Here is a 26,165-nt window from a genome sequence, read left to right on the forward strand (position 1 = left end):
GACCGCCGACCTCTCACACCACCGTGCGTACCGTTCGGTACACGGCGGTTCAACCAACTTAACAAGTGACACACCTTGTGGCGTAGTAGTCTAACATGGAGATTAGCCCGAAATCGGCTAATCTCTTGTTGCTTATTGCTATGTGTACATCTCCGCAATGAGCGGGCTTTGCATATCCATGCAGGTATGCAGTTTTCCACGCTGACCACACCGGTACGCCGAGTTTGATAAGGTTCTTTGCCGCCTTTGAAGTTATCGACAGGCGTATGCTCCGGCTACGAAGTGGAACGTACTTCAACTGATTGATTGTTCAGCCCTTCGCTCCATTCCCATTACAGGAACTTCTCCACTACTATGGCTTCTGCTGACTTCTCACAGTTCGTTGTTACTACGGCTAATGAGACCGCCTGTGAGACCTCCCCAGTTAAGGTGCGCACTCTTTCCCTCCATGTACCTGCCGAATTTACCCGTACTTCCAGCAATTTTTGGACTTCAGTGCCTTTTGCCACCTTATCCGTATTTCCGAGCCTTGTATGCGGTTCCTGTCCGTCAGGTCAGAGGTTTGCTTACAGCTTCTTTCAGATTCTGTCTCACGGCGGACACCCTTGCTGTTCGGCTATGTGCTTCGTCGTTGCCTACGCGCACTCGGGACTTTCACCCGTTAGAGAACGCCCATGCTGGGCAAACAAAAAGCACATGAACAGTTATCCTGAACATATGCTTTCCAAGCCTATTCCAATTAATGCTTTCTGAGAATGATTTAATTCTTTTATATTCTGACTTCCTTTCTCACTGCTAAAGACAGAAAACCAGCAGGCAAAAGGTGTTACCCTGCCTGCTGGTTATATGGACTTATATTTGTTTTCTTCTCTTACGAACCAGGAAAAGGATCACTCCCAGAGAAGCGGCCATCAAACCGACATAAAGCAGAAGATTACTATTGTCTCCTGTCTTTGGCGTATTGCTCGATGTCGTATCCGGCGACTTTGGTGTATTCTTGGTATTCGTAATCATGAAACCACTCTTGGCATCGCCAGTGATCGTTGTAGCGTAGCCAGACACCTTCTCTTCTTTTATCGTGTAGGTGATTTCGTTTCCATCCTTATACCTGTCAAGACCTTTGAATGTATACTGCCAATGATTCTCCTTGGACAGTTTCTGTGTATCTACCTTCTTGCCATCCGCATAGAGATTGACGGTAATACTGTCTGCTGCACCGCCAATCCACTTCTTGGTTACCGGGATGGATACCTTGCCGGTAATGGTATTGGTGATGGTAAAACCGTCTTTAGCTGTGCCAGAAATGCCAGTTACATACCCATCCACTTTCACTTCAGCGACCGTATAAACAATCTCATGTCCATCTGATTCATCATATTTCGGAAGATTTGTGAATGTATGCTTCCAGTTGCCGTCCGCTGTCAAGGTAGCTGTAGCCTTCTCGACGTTGTCTGCCAGAAGTTTTACTTTTATCTGATTTGTTGTCTTGCCAACCCACTGCTTGGTTATCGGTACGGATACCTTTTCCGTATTTGTGTTCCTTACAGTATATCCGGAAGTTGCATCGCCTGTGATTTCCGTTTTGTAATTGTCAACGGGCTCTTCTTTGACGGTATACCGGATTTCCTTACCATCTTTATACTTCTCAAGATTGGTGAAAGTGTGCTGCCAGTTATTTGCATGATTCAATGTAACGGAATCGACCTCCTTACCATCAGCATACAAACGAATCGTAGCTGAAGACCCTGCTTTTCCGACCCATATTTTTGTGACTGGAATGGATACCTTTCCGGTAATCGTATTGGTGATCGTAAAGCCAGTGCCTGCTGTCCCACTGATGACGCTATTATAGCCATCCACTTTGACCTCTTCGATTGTATAGTCAATTTCATGTCCGTCTGTACCATCGTATTTCGGAAGATCGGTAAAGTTATCTTTCCACTGATTTTCTGCATTCAGAATAACGGTTTTCCCAGTGTCTCTCTTATCTGCAAACAATTTCACTGTGACATCTTTACCAACCTTCCCCACCCATGTCTTTGTGACTGGAACGGAAATCTTTTCTATATTGGTATTGGTAATGGTATAACCGTCTTCCTGCGAGCCAGTTACCTTTCCTTCATATCCAGTTGGCACATCCTCCCTGACCGTATATTTGATTTCTGAGCCGCTCGTCGTGTACTTACGCAGGTTATCGAAAGCGTCTTTCCATCTGTTCGAGGTATTCAGTGTAACTATCTTCCCAGTATCTTTCCCATCGGCATACAGATGCACGGTCACCGCATCACCCATTGTTCCAACCCACTTTTTATTGACAGACACTGAAGTTTTGGTCGGCTCATCCTTGATGGTCTGCAGTGCACCGCCAGAAGCAGTGACCTGCAAAGAATATTCATCATCATTTAATTGGTATCCAGCAGGGGCAGATTTTTCCTTTATTTTGTATATGCCAGAGGTAAGCGAACCGGAAGTGACGGTACCATCATCACCAGTAGTCAGCTCAAACGTACTGCCATCCGGTCTTGTGACCTCAAAAACCGCCCCTGATAAAGTGATCGAATTGTCATCAGCATCCACTTTTGTGAGTTTAATCTTATTGGCTAATGTCCCTGTGCCTGAGCCGCCTGAATCCGCTGAGATATGCGTTGCGCTGGCGGTCTTACTCTGTTCGGTCGATGTCAGACTCGTATTATTATGCAGTGTTGTTCCGGCTGTATATGTCGTTTTATAACTAAGGCGATACTGATCGCCATTGACATCTCCCAACTTTAAAGTGAACGATTTGCCATCTCCGGCGATAGTCAGCTTCCCATCTAAATTGACCGTTTCATAGGTCCGGTCAATGTCACCTGTCGATGTAAATTTGACACGAATCAGCTTGAAGCTGTCAGCCACATACGTTTCGGAGCCTGCGCCTTCGGAAAGATGATCGGATATCACAACATTGCTGAGCGTTGCCTTTTGATGATTAATTCGAACATACCACTCCGCATGCGCTTTATCGCTTGCAGATTGCCCCCACTTACCAATGATTTCCGGTTCAAGATCGGTAGGTCCAGTGACGGTAACCGTTACTGGAACAACTTGACCACTGACAGATATACTGAAGGTATTTTCTTTTCCAATTGTAATCTGATTCTTATCAAATCGTGCAGAAAGACGAATGTTTCCTTTGACATTTTCCTTTCCTTCTACCCAATTTGTGAATGTGACACGCACATTCCCGCCTTTGTTGTCAGTACCGGGATTAACATGTGCCTTGGCGATAACCGTAATGCCATCACTACCATAGATATTAAAGTCAACTGCTGCACTGTCAGACGGGAAGACCATCTTGTCAGGCAGTGTGATATCAAAGTAATCTCCCTCATGCAAATTTGCCCCACTTGAACTAGCATCCCAATCCATCGCAAGATAGAATGTATCGGAATGATACACGCGGTTCTTGTCGCTTCCGCTTAAGTTCTGAATTGATAATTTTGTAACGGTTGCATCTACTTTTTTTGCTGTTCCTTCCGCAAACACAGCCGTACCTGTTCCTTGGAACAATACGCCAAACACCATGAGCAGTGACAGCAATATTCCAAACCATTTCTTTTTCATATTCCTCGTTCCCTTCCATTTTATTTGGTTTTTATAAGCATTGCAGGAGCTGTTGCAAAAAGTAGACTTTTTGTTTCACACGCGATATCTGTTTTTTTGTTAGAAATCATAATCATTCATTCTTGAGAGCGCCAATACACCTATACAATTGTAGTTTAACGTTACTATTACAAAAAGTCTACCTTTTCTCCCATTTTCACCTCTAATGATCATCATTTTGTTTCGCATTTTATTTATAACGGGTTTTCAACAGTTGAATAAAGAGTAGGTTTTCCAGATCCATTGCATTTCAACGTGCGACGGATTTTTTGTCAAATTTTTTGATATTTTTAGTTGTATGGTGTTGTATTCTATGATGTTTTGTGATATAATGTAAGTATGAAACTAAACTATGACAGAAAATCAAAAGATCCTACCTACTTCATCCAGCAGGGCTTTCGCAACGGCAAGAAGACCTCGACCCGAAACGTAGCTCGGATCGGGAAACATTCGGAGCTTCTGGCGATCACAGACGATCCTCTGACTTACGCCAAAGAACAGGTCGCCAAATACAATGAGGAGTGGAAAAAACAGAAGGTAACGATGGAAATGTCCATCAACTTCGATGAAAAAGTCAAAGCGACGGATGATCCCGCTTCTGCCTCTACCCTGCGCAATATCGGTTACTTCTATCTGCAGCAGATCTATCATGACCTGCAGATCCGTTCCTTCTTTCAGTCCGTCCTCAGGGATCGGAAGATCGAATTCGATCCGGATCTGGTGAACCGGTTCCTGACCTATGCGCGCATACTTCATCCCGGCTCCAAGCTGGATACCTGCCGCCATCTGAACCGTTACTATGAGCAGCCTGATTTCGACTATCAGCATATCCTGCGGACCATGGATCTGATGCAGGAGAACTACGATGACTATCTGGTTCATCTGTTTGAGCACAGCAACGACATCGTGAAGAGAAATACTTCCGTCTGCTACTATGACTGCACCAACTTCTACTTCGAGATCGAATCTCCCGATGATGACTACCTTAATCCGGTAACCGGAGAGATCATTAAAGGTTTCCGCAAGTATGGCTTCGGCAAGGAGCATCGTCCCAATCCCCTGGTAGAGATGGGACTGTTCATGGATTCTGACGGCATTCCTCTCTCCATGTGTCTGACTTCCGGATCAGATAACGAACAGACAACCGCCATCCCTCTGGAGAAGAAACTGACCGAGATGTTCGATGGCAAGCCCTTCATCTACTGTGCGGATGCGGGGCTGGGGTCCTACAATATCCGCAAGTTCAACTCCATGGGAGGGAGGGCTTTCGTTATCACCCAGTCCATCAAAAAACTGTCCGAGCGGCTGCAGCAGGCGGTTTTCAATGACTGTGACTATCGTCTGTTGTCCAATGACCGCCCGGTATCCCTGGAGAAGATGTTCTCTTTTGACCGCGAAGAACCGAAAAACCGCAGCCTTTATGATGACAAAGCCTACAAGATCGTCAACGCAGATAACCTGGTCGATCTGGATATGTGCGAAGAGAAGCGTTACAAGAACGGCAAGGTGAAGCAGGTCAAGGTGAAAGGCGTGCTGGAGCAGAAACTGGTTATCACCTTCTCCCGAAAGATGATGGAATATCAGCGATATATTCGCAATCGTCAAGTTGCAAGAGCGGAAGCCCTTCTGAAGAACCTTGACCCTGATACCTACAAGAAAGGACCTCACGATGTGACGCGCTTTATCAAGCGTACTTCCAGAGGAAAAGCCGGAGAGAAAGCCGTTGACCGTTATGCGATCGACAAGGAACTCATCGCAGAGGAAGAAAAGTATGATGGTTTTTATGCCATCGCCACCAATCTGGATGATGAGGCAAAGACGATCGTAGAGATCAGTGCCCGGCGACATAGGATCGAAGACTGTTTCCGTGTGATGAAGACTAGCTTCTCCGGTCGCCCGGTCTACCATCATAACCGGGAGCGCATCACCGCACACTTTATGATCTGCTACACATCGCTTCTGATCTACCGGTTGCTGGAGAAGAAGATGGTTGATGCCGGGGAGCACTTCACCACAGACAATATCATTGAGACCATCAAGAACATGGACGTTGCCAACGTGCAGGATATGTACTATATGGCGACCTATACCGGTTCCCGGGCACTGACCGCGATCAACGGGATCCTTCCTCTGGATTTGGATCGGAAAAACTACCTGCCAAAGGATCTCAACAAAAAAATCAGAAAAATTTCAAAGTGATATTTCCATACAACTTTTTGAAACACAACGGGGGTATGTAAGTTTTTCTGTAAATAAAGGTCTTCCGTGAGAAGTGTATAGTGGGCTGGTCAGTTCCTTCTGACCAGCTCTTGAACATTGTTTAACAGAATGATCTTTCCATGTCAAGACATGCCCTTGTCAAGGAGGGCATGTCTTGAACATACGATCTTGTGATCTCTGCTATTCAGGCAAGCGCATCCGTCTAAGTTTCTCGTAGGTATCCCTATTCATCATGGCCACCTCCAAAGTACGAAGCACCACGAAGGTGGGTGTAGCGGTTCACAGAGTCTTCCGATTCTTTCGAATCTTCCTCTTTAGGGAGGTCTTGACCGGCTTCGAGAATCAATCTAATATTCTTGTACCGGGGATTCGGGATGTGCACCAGTGCGACAGCGCAGGCATTTTCAAGGCGGCCGGAGGAGTATTTATCAGCCAGCTTCAGGAGGGACAGGCAACCTTTGTAAGCCTGTTCTTCCACCCGGTATGCTGCAAACATCCTGTCTACAACTTCTCTGGTATGCGGACCTATGTTTTCCGCCCAGCGTTTGAATCTGCCGCTGTCCCATTCGCTGTACAGTTGGTGGTTTTGAGGCATATGGTCTACGTTCGTTGCATACTGACCTATACCGTCCGTGCAACCTTTTATGGTTGCAGATACGCATGCCCTGGTAGTAAATCTCAACTACGTTATTGGTACTGCGGACATCCACTTTCTTCCTGACGTATGCGTATGGAACAGAGTAGTTCTGCTTGTCGAAGGAGATGTGGTAGTTCATCTGAACCGTTGCCACCTTCCACGTTGCATACTCGTATCTGTACCTCGGCAATGGCTTCATGAACGGAAGCTCTTCTTCGGCATATACAGAGAAGCGTGAGCCCTCCTTCTTCTGAAACGGCTTATGGTTGAATTCTTCGAGCTCCTTGCGGATCGCTTTGTTAAGTTCATGGAGACTGAAGAATCTCCTGTTACGAAACCTTGAAGCAAGCCGTCTGGTCAGGGCACCGACCGATCCTTCTACCGCAGCTTTGTCCTTTGGAGCCAGAACACGTGCCGGCAGCAATGCGGTGTTGTAATGATCCGCAAGTTCCTCATAACTCTTGTTGAACACCGTATCCTCAGGTTTCTTGTTCTTTATGACACCTGTTTTAAGGTTGTCACATACAAGAAGCCTGGTACTGCCACCGAAGTATGCATACATGTGTACATGGGCATTAATCCAGGCTTCCTGTTTCATGTTTGTAAATGCTTCCGCATAGCAGAACATGCTGAACGGAAGCGTAGCTACAAACAGGCAGCATTTCTGGTCTTTGTCGTCGTCAGCGTCATAGTACGAGAACGTGGTGCCGGCCCAGTCCACCATGAGTTTGTCGCCGGGCTTATGACTTATGTGCATCGTCAGTCTATGCTGATCGACATAGTCAGAATACAGTTTACAGAACTGAGAATACATGTACGGAGGCTTCCTGGCCTCTCTGCACTGATCACAGTACTCATCCCACAACGAACGAAGAGTGACACCGTCTTTGATAAGTTCTTTGTGTACCCATTCAAAGTCTGGCGTGACTTGAACTGGGATCAGTTCCTTCTCGGGAAAGAGAAGCTTAACGATTTCCGACTCTTCCATCTGCAGAAACTCAGGAAGTGGCTTGCCACTTCGTATAGATGCTGCTACAACGGACGACACCGTATTTCTCGATACTTTCAGTATCTTGGCTATCGCTCGCTGAGACTTCCCGTCAGCAATACACTGCAGGATCTTTTTTTCTTTGGACATTAATGTAGTCCTCCCTTCAAATGAATTCGGCTTCTGCCGTAAATTCATTCTAAAGGGTGGCGCTCTACATCGGAATACATATTCATTCCGACTGGCTTCGCCAAGTGGACAGGGTGGCTCTCTCTATCGGACGAGGTGGCTCCCAGACGGCGGAATACTCAAGCATTTCTGTGCAATTGGCCAGAAGCTGTTTCGCACAGGGGCAAAATGCAGGCTGCGAAACCTGGCAATGGTTGCATGGTCCGGCGAAGCTTTCCCTTCCAGCAAGTACATGTAGTTAATGTCTCTGTTACAAGCAAGTTCAATTGCCCGACTCGTGTATTTCCCGTCAAGGTAAGCATAGAGAAGTAGTTTCAACATCTGGCGTGGGGTTACTTGATTTTCCTTCAGCAAACTGTAAGTTTCGTAAAGACAAGTCAGATCCATTTCCTCCACGAACTGACTCAGTAACCGCACACTGTCATTATCCGGAATGATGATGTTAAGATTCATTGGAATTTTAAGTTGAAAACATTTCTCATTCGTTGTATAGTTTTTGTCAGTGGTAGATAGCTTTTTCATATGTATATTTTACCACAAAACCCCTTGCAAGTCTTCAATTTGCAAGGGGTTTAACCTTTTTAGAAAAAGAGGGAGCCGCCGCTCCAGCCTATCTTCTTTTAGATAGTTGTGCGACAGCCCCTTGTTAGATCCGAATGAATAGAGACCTTAAAAAACCTCCCTACTCGTACGTTCATTTTACGTTAGTACGGAGGTTTACACAATCTTTGGGATACTCCCGATTTAGAAGTATTGTTAAAGGAAACCAGACACGGTTGATTTACCGCTTACCCTTTTTCTTTGTATTGTCTTCTTATGATTACAACTCCTAGGAGAACAACCACGACATGCGGGATATATATTGCCAAATCTTTCCAACCCGTCATTCCCATAACAGCGATAAGGGAAACTAAAACAGCGAGAAAATATGGCACAATCAGTAAACATCGACCAACAATATTTCTAAATGCCATAAAATGCACCAACACCGCTAACCCCAGAAAATATGTTCCCCATGTCATTGGATTAATAGTAGCAAACATTCGCGTTAGTGGATGTGTATCCATATCTGCAACTCCAAACATCCAATAAAAGTACAACGCAAAATACAGTAGCATAATGACGTCTAACACTATTGCTGTCACACGTAACAAAGTGACCTTTGAACTTATTTCTTGCATGAGAAGTTCCCTCCTTTCTTCGTTACATTACTGGTTTTAATTTGCAGCCACGCCTTTATCACCTTTGCCATAGCTTTCTGCTTGACGCCTGTCATCTTATTGTAATTTGTATTGATGTAAGATAAGAAAGTTTTATCACAAGAGCATTTATGCCTACCTTTGTTCTCATAACAAACATCGTGATTTTTGCACCCTTTATCAAGTAAATCGATTGGCGTACCTGAGCCATAATAAGGACCACACCAATTCCCATATACCGGGAAAGCTATTGCTTTCTTTTGAGCAGCAGCCATGCTCTGGCTTGACCCTCGTATTGTTATTTTTTCGTTGTCGTTTGACTGGCTTAATCCAAACGCATATACCTGATCGGCTAAATCAAGTTGCTTTCCACTTACCCCATCTTGGAGTGCGGCGTCTCTATCGTATATTACGTTACCGTCATCTTTAACTACAAAATACTTCTGGATATTGCTCACTTCTTTATCGAGCTCGCGTAATTCATTGGTACTCATCGCATTTACGATTGAATGCGTCGGTGCAACAACAACACCAACAATTATTAATACTGCTATGATTTTTTGAATCCTGTTCCGCATGGACATATTTACCTCCTTTCCTCACTTTCTATAAACTTCTTGAATTTTTCCTTGTATTGTTTGGAATTTATCTCATCATAACCAAATTGGACGGCTTGTCCTTTTTCAAACTTAACTATAGTAGGGATGCTATCAATTGATATTGAATCTAAATATTTCCTTTCTTCGTCAGTGATTTCATTCTTAAGTTTGACATAGTACATCCGATTGTTCGCATCACCTTCATAGTCAATATACAACTCACGAATATTGTTTATGCTCTCTCTGCAATCAATACAGTTGCTTCTTCCTATGTAATAGCAATTTCTATCATTAGGATTTTTGCTTGCTTCCTGAAGATCCATGACCGATTTCGTTTCAAATGATCCAGTTATGGCAACATAAGAACTTTCAGCAAAATAAGGCTCAACGATCGGATAAAAATACATTCCAACCTTTATAAGAACTATAGCTAAAAAAACCGCTATTATTTCGTTTTTCGTAAAGCTAATCCTCATAGTGCCCCTTTATTCGAATCTTTTCGCATAAGCCTTAAATGATATCTTCTTACCGTTTGTGTTGTATGCTGAAACAGTGTAGGCCAAATATACTCTTGTCCCCTGGCCATTCACCGTCCCATATCTCACTGCATCACTGCGAGTAATAGTCATGGTTTTTGCTTTTCCTGCCTGAACGGTCATTGAATGTATAGCAGTACTGCCTCCGATGGAACCCTTATATGCAGTAACGGTAATGGGGTTACTGCCGATATTTGTGATTTTCACAGTAGTATATGGCTTACTCCCTGTAGTAAGAAGGGAAACTGCCATTGAAAGAGACTTTTTAACGCTATATTCATTCTTGTATGATTTGTTCCACAAAACTGCAGTTCCTTTTGTCAGTAGCGCAACCTGATCCTCTGCAGTTAAGTCTGTCTTGTCTAGAGACAACTCGTTTAAAATGATTTGTTCTTCTTGCTTTGATAGCGATTGTATTTTTGCGCCTTTAACCTCATCCGATGCGAACACCAAAGAACTTTGTGAGCTTAATATACATACAGCCACCAAAGTGATTATTAATTTTTTCAAAATTCTCATCTCCCATTAGTTGTGCACTTTACTATTTTCTATATTATATAATATAAACTAACAGCATTATAATGTCAACCAATATTTACTTTTCCTAAATAGTATCTGTTCGGTAATTTGACAGTTTCAAACTACCGGCCACGTATCTTCACCGTTTTTCAAGGTGAAAATAAACTTTTCACTTCGGCAATATTGATTGTGCATATTATTTATAGTATAATACTCTAGGTTATACTGCGTGGGAGATTATATGGTACAAGAGCGAAATAACTTTAAATTGGGAACCGTGGAGATGCTAGTCCTATCTCTACTGTCACAAAAAGACCTGTACGGCTATGAGATTAGCTTACTGCTAAAAGATTTATCAGCGGGTTCTTTTGTTGTTCCAGAAGGAAGTCTCTACCCCATATTATACAAATTGGAAGATAAGAAACATATAACCTCACATTCCGTTCAAATTGGAAAAAGAAGAGTGAGGAAATATTACCATATTGAAGGTACTGGGATAGAAAGGCTTAATCAGCTTTTGTCTGAGTACCGTTTAATCGCTGATAGCATTGAATTGATTTTGGCTGCAAATCTTTTAGATGAGAAGGGGGATTAGTAATGCATGTTAACACAGAAGTTCAAAAATATATAAAACAAATACACTATCTTCTTCCCGCCTTCAACAAATCCGAGAGATTATTTTTATCAGATTTATCAGAACGAATATATGACTATTTAGATGACAACCCTAGTGCTGAAATTAAGGACATTGAGAACCAATTTGGCACTCCGCTGGAAATATCTCAAAGTTATATTTCCTCACTGGACACAGATGAGTTGCTCAATCGAATCTCTGCAAGAAAACTTTTACGTCGCGTTTTCATTATCATCACAATAAGCTTAATTCTAGGGCTCAGCATCTTTAGTGCCTTTACGTATAAGGCATATATACACTACAAAAACACCGTTATTACTGAAACTGAAACTGTTATTGATAAAGATTAGGGTTAACCCAAAATTGTAAAGGAGGGAGATCAATATTATTAAGCGAATCATGTTCATTGTTACACTGTGCGCACTTCTTTTCTGCACTTCTCTTACCGTCTTTGCAGATTCATCCGATTGCAAAGTCGAAACTGAGTATTTAAGCGATGGTAGCTATTACGAAACTGTCATAATCCAAGAATTAACACCTCTTATGGTTGACGCTGCGCCATCATTATCTAAATCAAAGACCATAACAGGTTCCAAAACAACGTACTATAAAAACTCTTCCGGAAAGGTCATGTGGTATGTCAAAGTGACAGGAATTTTCACATATGGAGGCGGAAGCGCAAAATGCACTAACGCCTCAGTTACTGCCGAATCAAAAAACAGTGCCTGGAAAGTATCCAACAAATCATCTTGGAAAACGAGCAATAAAGCTTTCGCTAAAGCAACTGGTACACACTATTTCAGTGGAATGCCAAAAGAATCCTTCACTCGCACCGTAACACTTATTTGTAGCGCGACAGGGAAGATGTCTTAACACTTTAAGATGCTGTATTGTAAAACTGGTATATACCATGGTGTATGCCAGTTTTACAACTAAAAAAAGAGCTACAAGTGAACTAACCCCCAAAAGATAGACCAAAACTGTAACTGAAGGAGGTCAGTTCACCATACAAGTTTCGTTATTAGTAGCATTTTTCACAATCCCAATGTAAATTGGGCGTTTTATCGCCCAATCAATATTTCGGAATTCCATATCCAAATATCTGCCTTCCACCTATCGGATAACTGCGTCTTCTGCAACTGTCGGAGCTGTTTCCCTCTATGGTGTAAACGGTTCTGCCATCGCATTTTTCCACCAGTCCCACGTGATCCGGGCTGCCGTCGCCGCCCCAGTCGAAGAAAATCAAATCACCGGCGCTTGGCTTGTAGCTTCTGTTCTGCCATTGGTGATGAGACTTGAACCAGCTTATGCCACTCCCGACGGCAGCGAATTTCGGTATTGTCCCGCTTTGAATATATCCGCACTGGTCTGCGCACCATGACACGAAGCAGGCGCACCATTCCACACGGCCATGAAAACCGTACCAGCTCCAGAATTTCCGGCCGCCTTTGTTACCGATCTGCCGGGTAGCGACGCTGACGATTTTGCCGTTGCCGATACCATAGTTGTAATTGCCGTATGGATAGTATCGAAGAACATGGGCAGGGTACTGCTTATCGCCATAGGATTTCCAGCCGTGCTTTTTCGCCTGCATGTCCGAGAAATCCGAAGCGTTCTCCACCGTGTATCCGCTGTCTCTGGCTATGGCCCAGGAAATATATCCGTTGCCGTAGTTGTACCCTTGCAGTGCGAGGCGGATCCGGTCCATGTCCATGGGGTTCTTGCATCTCGCCTCCTTCAGGGATGCAGCCAGTGCCTGAACACCGCACTGGATCGAATATTCCGGGTCCTTGATGCTGTTCGGAGAGTGGGGATACTTCTTGTTGTAGCCGCTTTCCGAGGCCTGCATGGGATCGGCTCCTCTGCCTCCGGACTCCTGCATCATCACGGCCTTAATCAGCTCCGTATATTCACCGATTCCGTATTGGCCGGCATATTTGGAAATCACAGCAGAATAGGCTTCTACCTCCGGGCTCACCGGCGTGTAGTTTGCCGAACTGTCATCCCCGAAGAAGTAAAACGCTGCTCCAAACAGGATGCAGACAAGCACTATCGCAAGGCAGACGATTCCTACGGCAGATAGTGTGGAGATCAGTGCTCTAGCACTTTGAACCAGATCCCTTAGCCGTCTTGCCGTCCTTTGCATCAACCTGCCGGTCCGCCTTCCTGCTCTTTTTCTAAGATAATAAGTCTGCACGGATCTCTTTCTTGAAGCCACTATCGTCCGATGCTTTGCAAACTCACGGATCGTCCTCTCTTTTCCTTTTGTTCTCGCAAGCTGACGGCTGTTGGCAAAGTTCCGGATGCTTTGCTCACGGCTGCCGGGATAAATCCGGAGGCTTCTCTGCCTGCCGGCGATCTGCTGTTTTTCTGCAAGCTGTCTTTTGCGGAAACGTATGAAGCCTTGGGTTCTGACCGAGGATTCAGGAACGCCAACCTGCGCCTGACCCACCGCATAGCGGATCTTTCCCGTCGTCAATGTGGCTGTTTTTTCCGCCATATATACCGCATCTGTTCCGGCATCCTGTGCCATTCCCGTGATCCGGTTCGATGCATACTCATCCGGAGATCTGCTGCTTCGGGTGCGGGGATCGTCGATTAGGTCCTTTGTTCTGGTCTGTACGTCTTTCAACCGGCAGGTCATGGCCGCTGCCCGGTCCAGTGACTTGATGGTTCCTTTCTGAACTTGCCGGGTCTTTATCTCAGGCATACATCGCTCCTCCTTTCAAAAAATATGAGGACCGAAGTCACCGGTCCTCATGTACGGGAGGGGATTCCTCCCGGCTTTTCCTACGATTTTTCACGCAGAGGCTTCAGATATTTTTCCACCAGAGCATCGAACTCTTCCTGGGATTTTGCCACTTCACGGATCTTCTCCAGAATGCGGAGCTCCTGATCGGTGAGCAGGTCAGATTCAGGAGAAGATGCTGCAGACGATTTACCAGGTGCAGGTTTCTGCGGCTCTTCCAGTCCTTCTCCCGGCTTGGTGGTCATCAGTTTGTACAGCTTCGTATTTTTCGGGAATTTATTCTCAAAAGGAACCAGAGATGAGCCCACCTTGATCAGGCCGTGTCCTGCTTCCACGTTTGTGATATATGAAAGCTGAAGATCGGAGATGTTCAGCAGACGGGCCAGCTCGATCCGGTCTGTGGCCGCCTGGTTCAGCATGACGATGAACTCGGAGTTTGAAAGCATGGTACGGGCCGTGTGAGACTGGAGAAGATCCAGCACGTTCTGTGTGATCCCGGTGCAGTAGGCGCCGTATTTCCGGACACGCTTCCACAGCTTGTACAGAAACTGGGCAGAATACTCGTGCATAAACAGAATATAGATCTCGTCAATGAATACGAATGTCTGCTTTCCTTTCTGCCGGTTTTCCGTAATGCGGTTCAGGATGGAGTCAAGGATCACCAGCATGCCGATGGCACGAAGCTGTTCTCCCAGCTCCAGAATGTCGTAGCAGATCAGTCGGTTTGAGGTATCCACGTTGGTCTGTCTTGCGAAGGTGTTGAGGGACCCTCTTGTAAAAAGTTCCAGCTCCAGCGCCAGAGACTGGGCCTCCGGTTCCTTCTGCTTCAGTAGCTCGTCCCGGAAGTCCGCAAGAGTCGGCGGCGTGCCCATATAGTTTCCCTGCTTGTAGTAGCGGTAGACGTTTTCCGTGCAGCGGTCGATGATGGACTGCTGTCCTTTGGCAAACTTGTGCCCGGCGATAATCTGCTCGCAGAGAGACTGGAGAAACTGGGACTTTTCGATGATCGGGTCCGTTTCTCCGTAATTGCTGCTCATGTCCATGGCATTGATGTGGTTCTGGGAGGTGGCGGAGATCTCAATGACAGATCCGCCCAGTGCCTTGATGAGAGGCGCATACTCACGCTCCGGATCCACAACGATAATGTCCGCATCAGTGGACAAAATGAGATTGGTGATCTCGTTCTTTGCCGTAAAGGACTTTCCTGACCCGGAGACTCCCAGGATAAAAGAATTGCCGTTCAGTAGTTTTCTCCTGTCTGCGATCATCATGTTCTTGCTGATGACGTTCTGGCCATAGTAGATTCCGTTTTTGTCATAGACCTCCTGAACCCTGAATGGCATGAAGACTGCAAGGGACTCTGTGGTCAGAGTACGGAATGCGTCAATCTTCCGGACTCCGAAGGGCAGGGCAGTCTGCAGTCCCGGAAGCTGCTGGAACTTCAGAACAGCCATCTGGCAGAGATGCTTTCTGGCGATGGTCATGATCTCCTCTGAATCATTGTCCAGCTGTTTCTTGCTATCTGCCGTATGCACTACCGTGATCACCGCAAACATCATGCGCTGGTCTCTGGTGGTAAGGTCATCCAGAAATTCCTTGGATTCCTTCCTCTGCTGCTCCATGTCGTAGGGGACAACGGCAGAAAAGTTGTTGTTCATGTTCTGCTTTCTCTGCCAGTTAGTGATATTCGTCTCCACCCCAAGGAGCCTTTGTTCCACTTCCTTCACCGCCTCGTCCGTCGGCACCGGAATCACGTCGATGCTCAGCATCATGCTTCTATTGATGTCCGTGATTTCCGCCACCATGCTGTCCTTGATATATGAGGCGTAGTCCCGGAGGAGAATCACACGGCCGCAGCGGTCACCGACCTTGAAATAGTCGGAGTGGTTCTCGTAATCGTCCGGACAGATATTGTCCTTGAAGCTGTGGCCTTTTCTCATATGGTCCTTCATGTCGAACTGAAAGCTCGTCTCTTCGCCGGTTCGCATGAAGTCATGGATGATCCGGAGACGTTCCACCGCATCCATCTCTGTGCAGACGGATCCCAGCCGGCTGAAGTGGGCGATGAGATCTGCGCCTACACGGGCAAAGTACACCCGGGCATCCTCAATGCATTTTTTGTTTACGGATATCGTGACATACTTGTCCTGAACGATGGCGTTGGAGCCGGTGGCCTTTTCCATGAGCATCTCGTTGTATTCCTCACGGTATTCGTTGAGTCCGTCATCCTTCATGTCGATCAGGATCTGCTTCTCGAAATCCGTCCGGTTCAGCCTGCGGTTGTTGATGGTGATCTTGGTGGTGCTTCCGCTGTCCAGTGCATTCAGAAGCTCCGAGTATTCCAGAAACATGGCTTCCTTGTCCTCCCGGGAGGCCACCGCATAGTTGATATCCTCGAACTTGTAGGTCATGGAATACTTGTTTTTTCCGGAAAGAAAAATCCCGTCAGACCATATGGTGCTGACGGGAATGATGTCCTGGACTTTCTTCGGGACCTGAAAGCGTTCTTTGTCCTGCTTCAGGATATTGGTCAGTGTTTTGATCATATTCGTTTCTCCTTGTCAGTGTTCATTGTCTGTGTTTCAGCTTCCGACTGTGATTTCTGCCGGCTTTTCCGCTCCTCATGGCTCTCCCGCCACGTCTGCGAAGAGGAAACTTCTTTTTACGGCTCTCCTCAGCCGACTCCCGGAACATGCTGTAGTAGAGGTTGGTGTTGCCAAAGCAGAGGTGCTCCGGAAGAAAAATCTCTGACCGGATCCATGCGGCAATGAATTTTTCTGCAGTCATCCCGTTGTACTTCAAAAATCCGATGGCAGCGAATGGTGCGGCTGCGACGATGCAGATCCAGCTTACTGTCTCCAGCCCCAGAACCGGCTTGAAAGTGAAATAGATCAGAACGGCGATGGCGCAGGCCAGTACAGAGAAGATAAACTGCCGCAGCGTAAGCCCGAAAAACATGGACTCTGTGTATTCGCGGATCTCCCGGTTGATGCGTACTTCCATTTAGCGCGCCTCCTTTCCCCGTTCAAGCTGGATGGTGGACAGCTTTCCCTGAAAGTTGTCGAAGTGGTAGATGTTGTCGGAAAGAATGTCCTTGGGTTCTACCTGACTCCGGTTGGTTTCCTTCACCATATTCTGAAGGTCTCTTACCGGGATCTGGCTGGAATCCGGCACCAGCAGAACTTCGTGCAGACTGCTTGGAAGAACGGTGTATCCTTCGCCCAGAATGTCTGCTGCCTGTTCCTTTACGCCGGGATAGAAAAATGCCGCAGCGCCGAACTGTCTGCTCCTGCTGCTGATGAGGTAGATCGGCTCAAGGCTTCCGTCATTATCCTTAAGCGGGGCATCGGTACCGGACAGAAGATTTCTTCCGTCTTTATCGCCAAAGACAACGTCCTGAAGGTCCTTCATCTCGGGAGGATCTATCTTTACGGCGCTGCGGATGGCTTCCTGGAAAAGTTCATTTCTGTTGTAGCCGTTTGCTTCGGCAATCCCGTTATTCACAACGGTGCGCCAGCATTCGCTCATGTTTCTGCTGAGCTGAAGATCGCAGATCAGCGCAAGACCGTTTCCCACATCCAGATAAGGCTTGTCCCGCAGATACTCCCGGTTTCTCTTTGTCTCCACCAGACGAAGAGAAAGCTTGTTCCGGATGTTGTCAAAGGAAAGATCCGGCTCTGCCGGGTCCACACCTCTGATTATGCTCTCCAGATAGGCCCGGGTCACATCTCCCATGAGACGCTCCAGAGATGCGCCATGGCGGAAAAGGTCATATGCCTGATCCAGATACAAGGTTGGGGACGCCTTGCTTCCATCCTTCTGAAAACAGAACCCGTGGTTCTTCTGATCGTTGATCTTCACTACTTCCACTTCCTTCAGACTGAGCCCGTTTCTGACATCTTCCGGCAGCTGCCGCAGGATCTCCTGCTTCGCCATTTCCATAAATTCTTTTTCTCTCATTCGAATTCCTCCTTGATTTTAGGCAAAACAAAACGCCAGCCGGAATTAGCTGCCGTTTTGTTTGCATGTATGGAGTTTTCGTCTTTCATTTTATTCAGTAGCGTCATAATCTGACAAGAGTTCCTTCAACACATGAATAACGTCTGCGTATTCAATTCCTTTAGCATAGGAGAATTGTCTGCAGTACTTGTCCCACAGTTTTCGCAGGTCTACACTTTCCGATATCAGACTGAGTATCTTCTCTCTGTTATTACCGATGTATTCCAAGCTGTCCCTGTGACGTGCAGTCGCAGTGAGCGCTTCGCAAAATACATCTCGATCAAATGACTCCGTTTTATATAGAACATACAGATCGTAGTAATCACGGGGACGAGTGGAAAAAACATTCCTTCTTAAGATTGTTTCGACCTTCTCTGCAAGAATCGTTTCTACATTATACGACCACAGGCCGAATTTTTCGTCATCAAACATTGAAGAGAATTCCCGTCTTATTGCGTCCGGAGTCATAATATCTCCCGTTGATATATCCATGCTCATGGGAGCTGCTATTTTCCCATAATCAGCCTGGATCATCACCCTGTATCCACCATACATGTCGTCATCCCGGATTGGCTCCATGTATTTGAATTGAAAAGAAATACCATCCCCGGCATCGACAGCACATATCTCAGCTATTGCGCTTTCTATAGTTTCTGGTGTAAGTGGCAGATTTCTTAGTGTTGTATCAAGATCCATAGTCGAACGGTTTGACAATCCGACTATGGATGCAATTAAAGTTCCACCCTTTACAACAAATTTTTCTCTGTATCTTGTCATGGAAAGACGAATAAGGAATCTCTCATTCAGGTAATGCTGCAGGACAAGTTGTGCAGGAATTTGCTTTTCCCTGGCGATATTCCGAATTTTTGCTTTAAGACTCATGTCATTCATTAGAGCAACACCTCCATATAGTGCTTTACAACTCCCGATATATTCATCGCTTCAGCATATTCGGCCAGACGATCAAGACGCTTTTCCGGTAAATTCGCATATGCACGGATGGCATAAAGGAACGTTTCGGTTCCCATTCGGTTTCGACTGCGGATCACGTCACAAATTGTACGGTCCACGTCATATGCCGGTATTAAATTCCCTGCCGGGCTGGGAATTCTGATTTTGCCAAGGGACAGTAATTCCGGCTTTATATAATATACATTGCATTCTTTTAAAATTGCTGCCGGAGGTACACAGTTGCTTGACGTTGTCAGAGAATGTTCAAATGGAACACGATCTGAAATACCATGTAAATACAAAGCGGTTTCATGGGAGAAAACGATGCCGTCAAACCGCAGGGAAAGGGAAAGGAGTTCATCTTCAAGTTCATCGGGGAAGATATACTGTCCCTGTGCAATGCGTTCTAATTGGCCGAGCTTGCATAGTCTGGAAAGCACTGCTCTGGATACTCCTTCTTCCACGGCCGTATGAGTAGTAATGATTCCACCGGATTGATCACTGATCTCGTGAAGTTTTTCAAGCATAGTCATTGCAGTGCCTCCTTTCTGTTGATACTTTCTTCGAAAAATTATAATCCATATTTTGTCATTTGTCAAATATATGTGTGTGCTTAAAAATCGTCCATGTTTTTTCACCTTTTCAGAGCACAGGGAGAGTAATTAGAAAACAGGCCGAAAAGGGCAATAGCAAGAGTTCCTCACTATCATGCCCTTTTCGCCTGCAGCTTAAAGTCCCATCATTTCCCGGACGATGGCATCGCTCATCTTGACTGATCCCACCAGAACGAGCATGTTGAACACCAGCTCGCCCACGTACTTCCATACCATGGCTGCCGGCGCCGCATCTGCGTCAACCACCGGCGGTGTGGATGCAAACTTGGTGAAGATGATACAGGCCAGAACGATGATCGCTCCTTCCAGACACACCGCCGCATATCCCTTCAGGAAGCTGATCCCCACATTCTGGGTGGGCTGCCCGGCAAATGTGGAGAGCGGGATCGGCGCGATGGCCGTGTACATATACAGCTTGAAGAACCTGCCATAGACGGTGAGAATGATGATGAAAGACAATACCGTTATGACCAGACTGCCGATCAGCGTCACCGCCCAAAGCGGAATGCTTTCAAAGAACCCACAGTCTTCAATGGCTTTCACCATCTCTTTCGGCAGCGTTGTCTTTCCGGCAGCTGCAATCCCGGAGGACCGCATAATGGTACTGACGACTCCCTGAATAATGGTGAAGATCGCCATCATCAGCTCCAACCCGTAGGTGACAACGCCTTTTGCAATAGCAAAACGGATAAAAAGTTTCAGCGCATGCTCCGGCCGTTTCACTTCATCCAGACTGGCGCTGGTCCTTGCCATTCCCACCAGAAAAAACAAAACGAGCAGGGCAAGCCCTATGGCCTGTACTGCTCCGTTGATGTTCAGGATCACCTTCCAGATACCGCCGCCCTTGAACGATTCCGGCGACACGGTGAGAAACTGCCAGACTTCCGCCAGCTTTTCATTCCATGTGTTCAGTGCATTCTGGAGGTTCTGTACTACCCAGTTATCACTCACCGGCCATCACCTCCGGAATCATTATATTTCTTTGAATTTTTCATTGATGTCTCCCACTATATGATCATGTTCAGAATTTCTTTTGTAAACGTGATGATGATCCCGCCGGCCAGCGTCAGAAATCCGTTGGCGCGGGCACTGGGGTCGTGAGACTTCATCGACAATCCCACTTGCATGATGCCTAACCCCAGCAGGATCAGCCCGATGGCTCGAATCAGGCTGAAGATAAACGTGGACAGATTGTTCACCGTGGAAATCGGATCGCCTGCCGCAAAGCAGGTGGCTGCACCAACCGTGCAGGTTAGCACCATCGCCGCATATCCGGTGATGATGCTCCGTCTCCTTATCTCATCAGTTTTGAGTTCATTCTTTTTCCTAGTCATTAAACGATTCTCCTTCCTCGAATTCATGCTGCAGATCTTCTTCTGACAAAAGCTCATATCCCGTGGGCTCTGCCGGCTGATCGTCCTCATGTTCCAGGAACGCCGACGTCAGCTGGATGCTGAAGTCCGCCTTATCCGCTATGCCGTGCAGGAACGGTGGAGCTCCGCCGTCCTCTGTCAGCGCAATATTGGGATGCTTCAGAATGTCATACTTGAGATCCTTCACCGGCCGTTCGCCCCGGATAAAAAGAAGGGAATACCGGTTATCCAGCATCCGCACTTCATCCGGCGTCATCAGTTCTCTTCCGGTGTTCTGGTAATTTGTTGAATAGTTGCCGCTCCTTCCGGTGGACCTGCCATAGGTGTTGGTATCGATGGTCTCTTTTCCCAGAAGCTCACTGACGTACTTATGGGTCTGCTGCTCGTTGCCGCCCAGGTAGACGAACTCGTCGCAGTTTCCCATGATGGATTCCCAGTCTTTCTCATACAGCGCCTTGAGCTGCGCCAGATTCTGCAAAATGATACTGACTGATACGTTCCGGGAGCGCATGACAGACAGGATCTTCTGAAAGTCCGAAGGCATGGACAGGTTGGCAAACTCGTCCAGCACGAAATGCACGTGAACCGGAAGACTGCCGCCGTATTTCTTGTCTGCGCAATGGAAAAGCTGCTGAAAGAGCTGGGTGTACAAAATGGATACCAGAAAGTTGAAGCTGGTGTCGTTGTCCGGAATGATGGCAAACAGTGCTGTCTTCCTTTCTCCCAGTGACGGCAGGTCCAGTTCATCGGTGATGGTCAGCTTTGCAAGACTCTCCAGATTGAATTTTTCCAGCCTTGCAGCCAAGGTAATCTGGATGGACTTCAGCGTCTTTGCCGCACCGGAATGGTAATTGCGGTAATACTTGAGAGCAATGTGATCCGGATCTGTCTTTTCCAGATCGAAGAAAAGGTTGTCCAGGGGACTGGGTGAATTGTCCTCTTCGTCTACATCTCCGGCTCGGAGCATCTCCATGACCATGGCAAAATTCTGCTCTTCCTCCGGCGCCTCATACTTAAGATAAAAGATCAGTGCCAGAAGCAGCATCTGTGCTGCCGTATCCCAGAAGGGATCATTGGACTGAGCACCTTTTGGCGTGGTGGACTTGAAGAGATTGGTCACCAGCCGCTGCACGTCGTTATCGTCCCGCAGATAGACAAAGGGATTGTAACAGTGCGACCGGTCCATTTCCTGAAGATCCAGGGCCTTCACCGCATATCCCTTTTCCTCCAGAAGATGGCCGGTTGCCCGGATGGTCTCACCCTTGGGATCCAGAATCACAAGGGAACTTTCTCCGCACTGCATGACATTAGGTTTGCAGTAAAACCGTGTCTTTCCTGCACCGGATCCTCCGATGACCATTACATTCAGGTTCCTCCTGTGCTTCCTGCCGTTCAGACCGATCCGCACATTCTGGGTAAGCAGTTTGTTGTTTTCCGGGATCCTGTCGGCATATCTTTTATTCAGCGTTTTAGGATCTCCCCATTTCGCAGAGCCATGCTCCTCGCCTCGGCGGTAATTCCGCCGGGTGGAGAGCCAGATGCCGATGCTGACAGCGTAGATCGCCAGGAAAAGCAGGATCGTTCGCAGTGTGTTTTCCGTCATCCGGATCTGAAAAGGCTGCCGGAAAGCGCCGGACAGTTCGTCCATGTGCTCCAACAGCCCATTCCTCATATATGGCGCAGCGATCAGCGCAGCCCAGATCACGGGAATCACCCCGATGACTGAGCCGAGCAGGATAGTCTTCTTATCGGTAGTGTTCATGGCAGGCCTCCGATACCAGAAATCGCTTTTGCTTCGCCTCATAGAGTTTAACCATCAGTTCGTCTATCGGATCCGTGGGAAGACCATCCTTGATTTGCTTTGTGCGCATGTCGTTCAATGCATTCAGCAGAATGTTCCGGTCATAGGAATCCATCTCTAAGATCAGTTTTCTTTCCATGGCTACCTCTCATTCTCCCGACCGTCTCTGGCTCGGGCCAGCATCTCTCTGTTCACTTCGTCAGCTGCGGTTTTCACTGCAGTCAGTTCACGGCGTACATCTTTTTCCTTGCGGCCTTCGAAAAAGCGGGCAACGCGCTCGAAATCCACGTCCGGAGGATCCAGCCGGTAGTACTTCGCCATGAGATACACACTGAGATCCGCCATGTTTACGGCTCTTCCACGGAACGCCTCGTCCCGGACAAAGGTCGTCATCGCCCGCTGACGAACGGCTCCCAGCAGCTCTTCCGGCGACAGCATTCCGCTCATCTCGTGGTATTCCTTCCTGCTGATCGTTCTTCCCATCGCCGTAGTCTGAGTAACATCGAAATTTTTACTGACATCCGAAGCAAAGCCCTGGCTTCCATCCGGCCTCTCATAGGTGACCGGCTTCAGCATCAGGATAGCTTTCTCGCCTTTGTTCACAAAGATGCTGTCATTCTTCCAGTCATCAAAGGACCGGATCCATGTTGCCTCCGGTCTCTGCCGCCCGATAAGAAGGGCATTGGAAACAGAACTTCGAAGGAAGCGAGCCTGCACATCCGCATAGGCCTTCAGCTTCTCCGGATCCAGAAGCTTTTGCGTTTCCTCTGACAGCATTTCGAAGATGCGGTCTTTTTCTTCTCTCTTCCGGGTTTTGTAGACTTCACGGTCGAAAGTATCACTACTATTCACCTGATTCATTGTTGTTATCGCTCCTTTCCCGGCCGCTTGGGAAGCGGCACTTTCACAGTATTCTCTTTGGAGGAAAGCATCTTTTCTTTTTCCCGGGACAGCTTCTGCTCCCGGGACTGTCGCCTCCGGTAGTAGTTCAGCTTTTCCCGGACAGATGGCCTATTCATTCCAGTCGACCCATTTGAGCGGCTTGTTTGCCTCAAGCTTGGCTCGGACGGAGGGTCGTTTGCCGTCTTCGCCAAATCGGGGTTTGCCTTCTGCTTTTGTTTCCCGGGGCCTGCTCCCATGGTTCTTTCGCTTCTTGCCTCCGGCTCCTTCTTCTCCCGTGCATCCTTTTCCGGAAAATATTTCTCCTGTTCTTTGACGCTGCCGGTGACGGATGCCGTTGGCACTGTTCCAAGGCGGAAGCGTTCGGTGATCCTCTGGATCTTGGAAGCGTCCTCGGCTCTTGCAATCACATCCACAACAGCATTCTCGTCTTTGTTGTTCTCGTCCCGCAGCACGCAGTAGAGCACCCCGTAGCGTTTGGCTTCCTGTGTGAATTTCTTCAGGTCCTTCTGCTGCACTGTATAGACCTTCAGTTCCTTTCCAGTTCTCAGCATGTTGGTGAGCCGGGTCTTTCCCTTTGTCTTCTGTTCTTCCTTCAGCACGGCGTGAAGTAGAATGGCGATGTTCTTGGCTCCGTTTCCGGTGATCCTCGCCGCCACCTCCACGCCTTCCAGCGACAGCCTGACGACCTGTTCTGCTGCATCTCCTCCTGGATTCATAATGGTTTTCTCTCCTTTCCCCGTGTTCTGTCTTCAATCACAGTTTCAAGATTCCGTTCTACCTGACCGGACCGTTCCCGGATGTCCCTGCAGAGCTTCAGTTCTTTCCGGGTATCCTTCAGCTCCGCAGTCAGCTTCCTTACCTGTTCCCGGTACTTTGCATCTTCCTCTTCCGGCATCTTCCGCCGGAGCTTCTGTCTCAACTCGTTTCGCCGCGCACTGATGGAAGAGTAATCTTCCGTCAGAGACTTCATTCTTTTTTCCAGATCCTCCTCCGTGCCAATGTTGTACCTTGCAAGGAGCTTTGCTTCCTCGCTGTACAGATCACACTTCAAAAGCTCCTCTTTCAGGACCGCATGAAGCCGCACGGGATTCTGCCGGTACTTCGGCAGGTATCCCAGCTCGTAGCAGTACCGGAGATACAGTTTTTCCAGACCGCTTCTTCCCATGATTTTGTCGATCCGGCGCTTCAGGTCATAATGATTGGAGCTACGGGACTCTTTCTGCAACCGCTGCATCCTGACACCGATATCATTTGAAAATACTCTCTGCTGAATCATCTCTCTTGTGTAGGTATCCCCCAGGCGATCGGTCCGGATGGCCTTTGTCCATCCCGGAGGCGTTACGGTCCAGTACTTGCGCCGGGGATTGAACTGATACAGATAACCCCGCTTTTTCAGTTCCGATTTGAATTCCTCTATGTTGGCGCTGACCGAGATGGCTTCGTCCAGCGCCTGCCTTGCCACATTGTATCTGGTGGGCATGCCGGCTTTCTCCATTTTGAAGAGAGAGTAGGGGACCCGCTTTCCTTCCGGATGCTCGATGACGGACAGATTCCGCTCACGGCAGATCCGGTCAGATACTGCACGGATCCTCATGGTCTCTTCCGTGCAGAAGTGAAAACGTTTTCCATCCACAAAAGAGACTGAGTTGAAAACGATATGGTTATGAACATTGTTTGTGTTCAGGTGGGTGGCAACCACAATCTGGAAGCGGTCGCCCCAGAGTTCTCTTGCCATCTGTACTCCGATCTCATGGGCTTCTTCCGGCGTTACCTCGTATCCGTCGAAGCTCTGCATGCAGTGTCCGCATACGATTCCACCCGTCTTGTTGAAGCTCTGTTTGGTAATGTTGAACTGTTCTCTCGCGTTCTCCACATCGCAGTTGATCCCGGTAGTGAAGTACTGCTTCTCCGTTTTGCTTTCGTCGGCGGCATAGGCAATGATGTCCGCCAGTGCCTGCCGGTCTGCATCGGAGAGGCCAAGGTTTCTGGTCTTCTCCGGATTGCCGATATATGACAAAGAGTTTCCAGGATTGCCCCGGATCCTTTTGATTTTCGTCACTGCCATTCTGACTTCCTCCTTTCCGGTATCAGATATTTCCGTTCCATCTCGAGCCTGAACCCACGCCATGCCTCCGCCTCCGATGAAAGAAGCTCCTGTGCTTCTACACCGGATGTCACCGCAGAAAGTGTCTGCAGCCGTTCCGCAAATTCAGATATCCGGTTCATGTCCTTGAAAAATTCCGTTCCCGGTCTTTCCGGCGGAGCATATCCCCGGAGAAGGAGACGGATCAGGTCGGTTTCGGTCATGCAGGCCCGCTTCGCTTTCTCTGCCAGGTCATCCGCCTGCTGTTCGGTCAGCCAGAATTGTTTCTTTCTTCCTCGTCTTCCCAAAACCTCACCTCCATTCTCCGGGGTCTTGCAGTAGATTGCATCCTCGCTTCGCTTCGGGCAATCCTTGCATAAACACCTGCCATTGCTCACCTGCACCGCGCTTGCGCTGCGACTTGCTTCGCAATGTTAGGGGTTTAAGGGCCCTCCCTAAATCTATGGGAACCGGCGGCCGGTGCCCATGCCTTTGTACTCACATGGGAGTACGAAGGCTTTGCTTGCTA

The 26,165-nt window shown here is 47.5% G+C and carries 24 protein-coding genes; 3 read left to right on the plus strand and 21 right to left on the minus strand.

What is annotated here, in order from left to right; translation table 11 throughout:
* Positions 1 to 852: 852 nt before the first annotated feature.
* Positions 853 to 3,603, minus strand: coding sequence for a Cna B-type domain-containing protein (locus BHK98_RS05905; RefSeq protein ID WP_075712621.1), 2,751 nt, complete (start codon positions 3,601 to 3,603; stop codon positions 853 to 855).
* 378 nt (positions 3,604 to 3,981) lie between these two features.
* On the opposite strand from BHK98_RS05905, the gene BHK98_RS05910 reads away from it, so the two are divergent.
* A complete protein-coding gene (locus BHK98_RS05910) occupies positions 3,982 to 5,841 on the plus strand; it encodes an IS1634 family transposase (protein WP_075712622.1) in 1,860 nt (619 codons plus the stop codon).
* A 449-nt stretch (positions 5,842 to 6,290) separates the two neighbouring features.
* Here the strand turns inward: BHK98_RS05910 and istA are convergent, their stop codons facing one another.
* The 6 genes from istA to BHK98_RS05940 all read right to left on the minus strand — a co-directional run bounded on the left by istA (position 6,291) and on the right by BHK98_RS05940 (position 10,520).
* Positions 6,291 to 7,637, minus strand: coding sequence for an IS21 family transposase (gene istA, locus BHK98_RS05915; RefSeq protein ID WP_202816874.1), 1,347 nt, complete (start codon positions 7,635 to 7,637; stop codon positions 6,291 to 6,293).
* A gap of 123 nt (positions 7,638 to 7,760) precedes the next feature.
* Positions 7,761 to 8,198, minus strand: coding sequence for a transposase (locus BHK98_RS05920; protein WP_075712623.1), 438 nt, complete (start codon positions 8,196 to 8,198; stop codon positions 7,761 to 7,763).
* A gap of 266 nt (positions 8,199 to 8,464) precedes the next feature.
* The gene (locus BHK98_RS05925; protein WP_075712624.1) at positions 8,465 to 8,857 is read right to left on the minus strand and encodes a hypothetical protein; all 393 of its coding nucleotides are present in this window, start codon (positions 8,855 to 8,857) and stop codon (positions 8,465 to 8,467) included.
* Entirely contained in the window at positions 8,845 to 9,459 is a 615-nt protein-coding gene (locus BHK98_RS13175) for a phospholipase A2 family protein (protein WP_083628069.1), read from the minus strand. The genes BHK98_RS05925 and BHK98_RS13175 overlap by 13 nt, the downstream gene beginning before the upstream one ends.
* Positions 9,460 to 9,461: 2 nt before the next feature.
* Entirely contained in the window at positions 9,462 to 9,950 is a 489-nt protein-coding gene (locus tag BHK98_RS05935; protein WP_075712625.1) for a DUF6568 family protein, read from the minus strand.
* A gap of 9 nt (positions 9,951 to 9,959) precedes the next feature.
* A complete protein-coding gene (locus BHK98_RS05940) occupies positions 9,960 to 10,520 on the minus strand; it encodes a hypothetical protein (protein WP_075712626.1) in 561 nt (186 codons plus the stop codon).
* A 250-nt stretch (positions 10,521 to 10,770) separates the two neighbouring features.
* On the opposite strand from BHK98_RS05940, the gene BHK98_RS05945 reads away from it, so the two are divergent.
* On the plus strand, positions 10,771 to 11,124 hold the full coding sequence (locus BHK98_RS05945; protein ID WP_075712627.1) for a PadR family transcriptional regulator: 354 nt from the start codon (positions 10,771 to 10,773) through the stop codon (positions 11,122 to 11,124).
* A gap of 2 nt (positions 11,125 to 11,126) precedes the next feature.
* Positions 11,127 to 11,513, plus strand: coding sequence for a DUF6120 family protein (locus BHK98_RS05950; protein ID WP_075712628.1), 387 nt, complete (start codon positions 11,127 to 11,129; stop codon positions 11,511 to 11,513).
* Positions 11,514 to 12,235: 722 nt separating this feature from the next.
* Here BHK98_RS05950 and BHK98_RS05960 read toward each other — a convergent pair.
* The 14 genes from BHK98_RS05960 to BHK98_RS06025 all read right to left on the minus strand — a co-directional run bounded on the left by BHK98_RS05960 (position 12,236) and on the right by BHK98_RS06025 (position 25,944).
* Positions 12,236 to 13,873: a lysozyme family protein gene (locus BHK98_RS05960; RefSeq protein WP_075712630.1), complete on the minus strand. Its 1,638-nt coding sequence runs from the start codon at positions 13,871 to 13,873 to the stop codon at positions 12,236 to 12,238.
* Positions 13,874 to 13,953: 80 nt separating this feature from the next.
* The gene (locus BHK98_RS05965) at positions 13,954 to 16,458 is read right to left on the minus strand and encodes a VirB4-like conjugal transfer ATPase, CD1110 family (RefSeq protein ID WP_083628070.1); all 2,505 of its coding nucleotides are present in this window, start codon (positions 16,456 to 16,458) and stop codon (positions 13,954 to 13,956) included.
* Between the two features lie 22 nt (positions 16,459 to 16,480).
* Positions 16,481 to 16,915, minus strand: coding sequence for a PrgI family protein (locus BHK98_RS05970; protein ID WP_075712631.1), 435 nt, complete (start codon positions 16,913 to 16,915; stop codon positions 16,481 to 16,483).
* Positions 16,916 to 17,872: a DUF5688 family protein gene (locus tag BHK98_RS05975; protein ID WP_075712632.1), complete on the minus strand. Its 957-nt coding sequence runs from the start codon at positions 17,870 to 17,872 to the stop codon at positions 16,916 to 16,918.
* A gap of 90 nt (positions 17,873 to 17,962) precedes the next feature.
* Positions 17,963 to 18,802: a nucleotidyl transferase AbiEii/AbiGii toxin family protein gene (locus tag BHK98_RS05980; RefSeq protein WP_075712633.1), complete on the minus strand. Its 840-nt coding sequence runs from the start codon at positions 18,800 to 18,802 to the stop codon at positions 17,963 to 17,965.
* The gene (locus BHK98_RS05985; protein ID WP_075712634.1) at positions 18,802 to 19,395 is read right to left on the minus strand and encodes a type IV toxin-antitoxin system AbiEi family antitoxin domain-containing protein; all 594 of its coding nucleotides are present in this window, start codon (positions 19,393 to 19,395) and stop codon (positions 18,802 to 18,804) included. The genes BHK98_RS05980 and BHK98_RS05985 overlap by 1 nt, the downstream gene beginning before the upstream one ends.
* A 195-nt stretch (positions 19,396 to 19,590) precedes the next feature.
* Positions 19,591 to 20,427, minus strand: a complete 837-nt coding sequence (locus BHK98_RS05990) for a VirB6/TrbL-like conjugal transfer protein, CD1112 family (RefSeq protein WP_075712635.1) — start codon at positions 20,425 to 20,427, stop codon at positions 19,591 to 19,593.
* A gap of 56 nt (positions 20,428 to 20,483) precedes the next feature.
* Positions 20,484 to 20,810, minus strand: a complete 327-nt coding sequence (locus tag BHK98_RS05995; RefSeq protein WP_143404545.1) for a glutamyl-tRNA amidotransferase — start codon at positions 20,808 to 20,810, stop codon at positions 20,484 to 20,486.
* Positions 20,803 to 22,611: a VirD4-like conjugal transfer protein, CD1115 family gene (locus BHK98_RS06000; RefSeq protein ID WP_075712637.1), complete on the minus strand. Its 1,809-nt coding sequence runs from the start codon at positions 22,609 to 22,611 to the stop codon at positions 20,803 to 20,805. Before BHK98_RS06000 ends, BHK98_RS05995 begins: the two co-directional genes overlap by 8 nt.
* Positions 22,595 to 22,789, minus strand: coding sequence for a hypothetical protein (locus tag BHK98_RS06005; protein ID WP_075712638.1), 195 nt, complete (start codon positions 22,787 to 22,789; stop codon positions 22,595 to 22,597). Before BHK98_RS06005 ends, BHK98_RS06000 begins: the two co-directional genes overlap by 17 nt.
* A gap of 2 nt (positions 22,790 to 22,791) precedes the next feature.
* Positions 22,792 to 23,511 carry an ArdC-like ssDNA-binding domain-containing protein gene (locus BHK98_RS06010; RefSeq protein WP_075712639.1) on the minus strand — a complete coding sequence of 240 codons (720 nt, stop codon included), beginning with the start codon at positions 23,509 to 23,511 and terminating at the stop codon, positions 22,792 to 22,794.
* A 5-nt stretch (positions 23,512 to 23,516) separates the two neighbouring features.
* A complete protein-coding gene (locus BHK98_RS06015; RefSeq protein WP_075712640.1) occupies positions 23,517 to 24,269 on the minus strand; it encodes a PcfB family protein in 753 nt (250 codons plus the stop codon).
* Complete coding sequence (locus tag BHK98_RS06020; protein WP_075712641.1) at positions 24,266 to 25,618, minus strand: relaxase/mobilization nuclease domain-containing protein; 1,353 nt, start codon at positions 25,616 to 25,618, stop codon at positions 24,266 to 24,268. Before BHK98_RS06020 ends, BHK98_RS06015 begins: the two co-directional genes overlap by 4 nt.
* Positions 25,609 to 25,944 carry a hypothetical protein gene (locus BHK98_RS06025; RefSeq protein ID WP_075712642.1) on the minus strand — a complete coding sequence of 112 codons (336 nt, stop codon included), beginning with the start codon at positions 25,942 to 25,944 and terminating at the stop codon, positions 25,609 to 25,611. The genes BHK98_RS06020 and BHK98_RS06025 overlap by 10 nt, the downstream gene beginning before the upstream one ends.
* Positions 25,945 to 26,165 lie beyond the last annotated feature (221 nt).

Source organism: Hornefia porci (genome assembly GCF_001940235.1).
In the GTDB taxonomy this organism is placed as follows: Bacteria; Bacillota; Clostridia; order Peptostreptococcales; family Anaerovoracaceae; genus Aminicella; species Aminicella porci.

Coding starts and splice junctions, on each gene's coding strand:
- BHK98_RS05905 (WP_075712621.1), bottom strand. CDS start 3,603: ATGAAAAAGAAATGGTTTGGAATATTGCTGTCACTGCTCATGGTGTTT.
- BHK98_RS05910 (WP_075712622.1), top strand. CDS start 3,982: ATGAAACTAAACTATGACAGAAAATCAAAAGATCCTACCTACTTCATC.
- istA (WP_202816874.1), bottom strand. CDS start 7,637: ATGTCCAAAGAAAAAAAGATCCTGCAGTGTATTGCTGACGGGAAGTCT.
- BHK98_RS05920 (WP_075712623.1), bottom strand. CDS start 8,198: ATGAAAAAGCTATCTACCACTGACAAAAACTATACAACGAATGAGAAA.
- BHK98_RS05925 (WP_075712624.1), bottom strand. CDS start 8,857: ATGCAAGAAATAAGTTCAAAGGTCACTTTGTTACGTGTGACAGCAATA.
- BHK98_RS13175 (WP_083628069.1), bottom strand. CDS start 9,459: ATGTCCATGCGGAACAGGATTCAAAAAATCATAGCAGTATTAATAATT.
- BHK98_RS05935 (WP_075712625.1), bottom strand. CDS start 9,950: ATGAGGATTAGCTTTACGAAAAACGAAATAATAGCGGTTTTTTTAGCT.
- BHK98_RS05945 (WP_075712627.1), top strand. CDS start 10,771: ATGGTACAAGAGCGAAATAACTTTAAATTGGGAACCGTGGAGATGCTA.
- BHK98_RS05950 (WP_075712628.1), top strand. CDS start 11,127: ATGCATGTTAACACAGAAGTTCAAAAATATATAAAACAAATACACTAT.
- BHK98_RS05960 (WP_075712630.1), bottom strand. CDS start 13,873: ATGCCTGAGATAAAGACCCGGCAAGTTCAGAAAGGAACCATCAAGTCA.
- BHK98_RS05965 (WP_083628070.1), bottom strand. CDS start 16,458: ATGATCAAAACACTGACCAATATCCTGAAGCAGGACAAAGAACGCTTT.
- BHK98_RS05970 (WP_075712631.1), bottom strand. CDS start 16,915: ATGGAAGTACGCATCAACCGGGAGATCCGCGAATACACAGAGTCCATG.
- BHK98_RS05975 (WP_075712632.1), bottom strand. CDS start 17,872: ATGAGAGAAAAAGAATTTATGGAAATGGCGAAGCAGGAGATCCTGCGG.
- BHK98_RS05980 (WP_075712633.1), bottom strand. CDS start 18,802: ATGAATGACATGAGTCTTAAAGCAAAAATTCGGAATATCGCCAGGGAA.
- BHK98_RS05985 (WP_075712634.1), bottom strand. CDS start 19,395: ATGACTATGCTTGAAAAACTTCACGAGATCAGTGATCAATCCGGTGGA.
- BHK98_RS05995 (WP_143404545.1), bottom strand. CDS start 20,810: ATGACTAGGAAAAAGAATGAACTCAAAACTGATGAGATAAGGAGACGG.
- BHK98_RS06000 (WP_075712637.1), bottom strand. CDS start 22,611: ATGAACACTACCGATAAGAAGACTATCCTGCTCGGCTCAGTCATCGGG.
- BHK98_RS06005 (WP_075712638.1), bottom strand. CDS start 22,789: ATGGAAAGAAAACTGATCTTAGAGATGGATTCCTATGACCGGAACATT.
- BHK98_RS06010 (WP_075712639.1), bottom strand. CDS start 23,511: ATGAATCAGGTGAATAGTAGTGATACTTTCGACCGTGAAGTCTACAAA.
- BHK98_RS06015 (WP_075712640.1), bottom strand. CDS start 24,269: ATGAATCCAGGAGGAGATGCAGCAGAACAGGTCGTCAGGCTGTCGCTG.
- BHK98_RS06020 (WP_075712641.1), bottom strand. CDS start 25,618: ATGGCAGTGACGAAAATCAAAAGGATCCGGGGCAATCCTGGAAACTCT.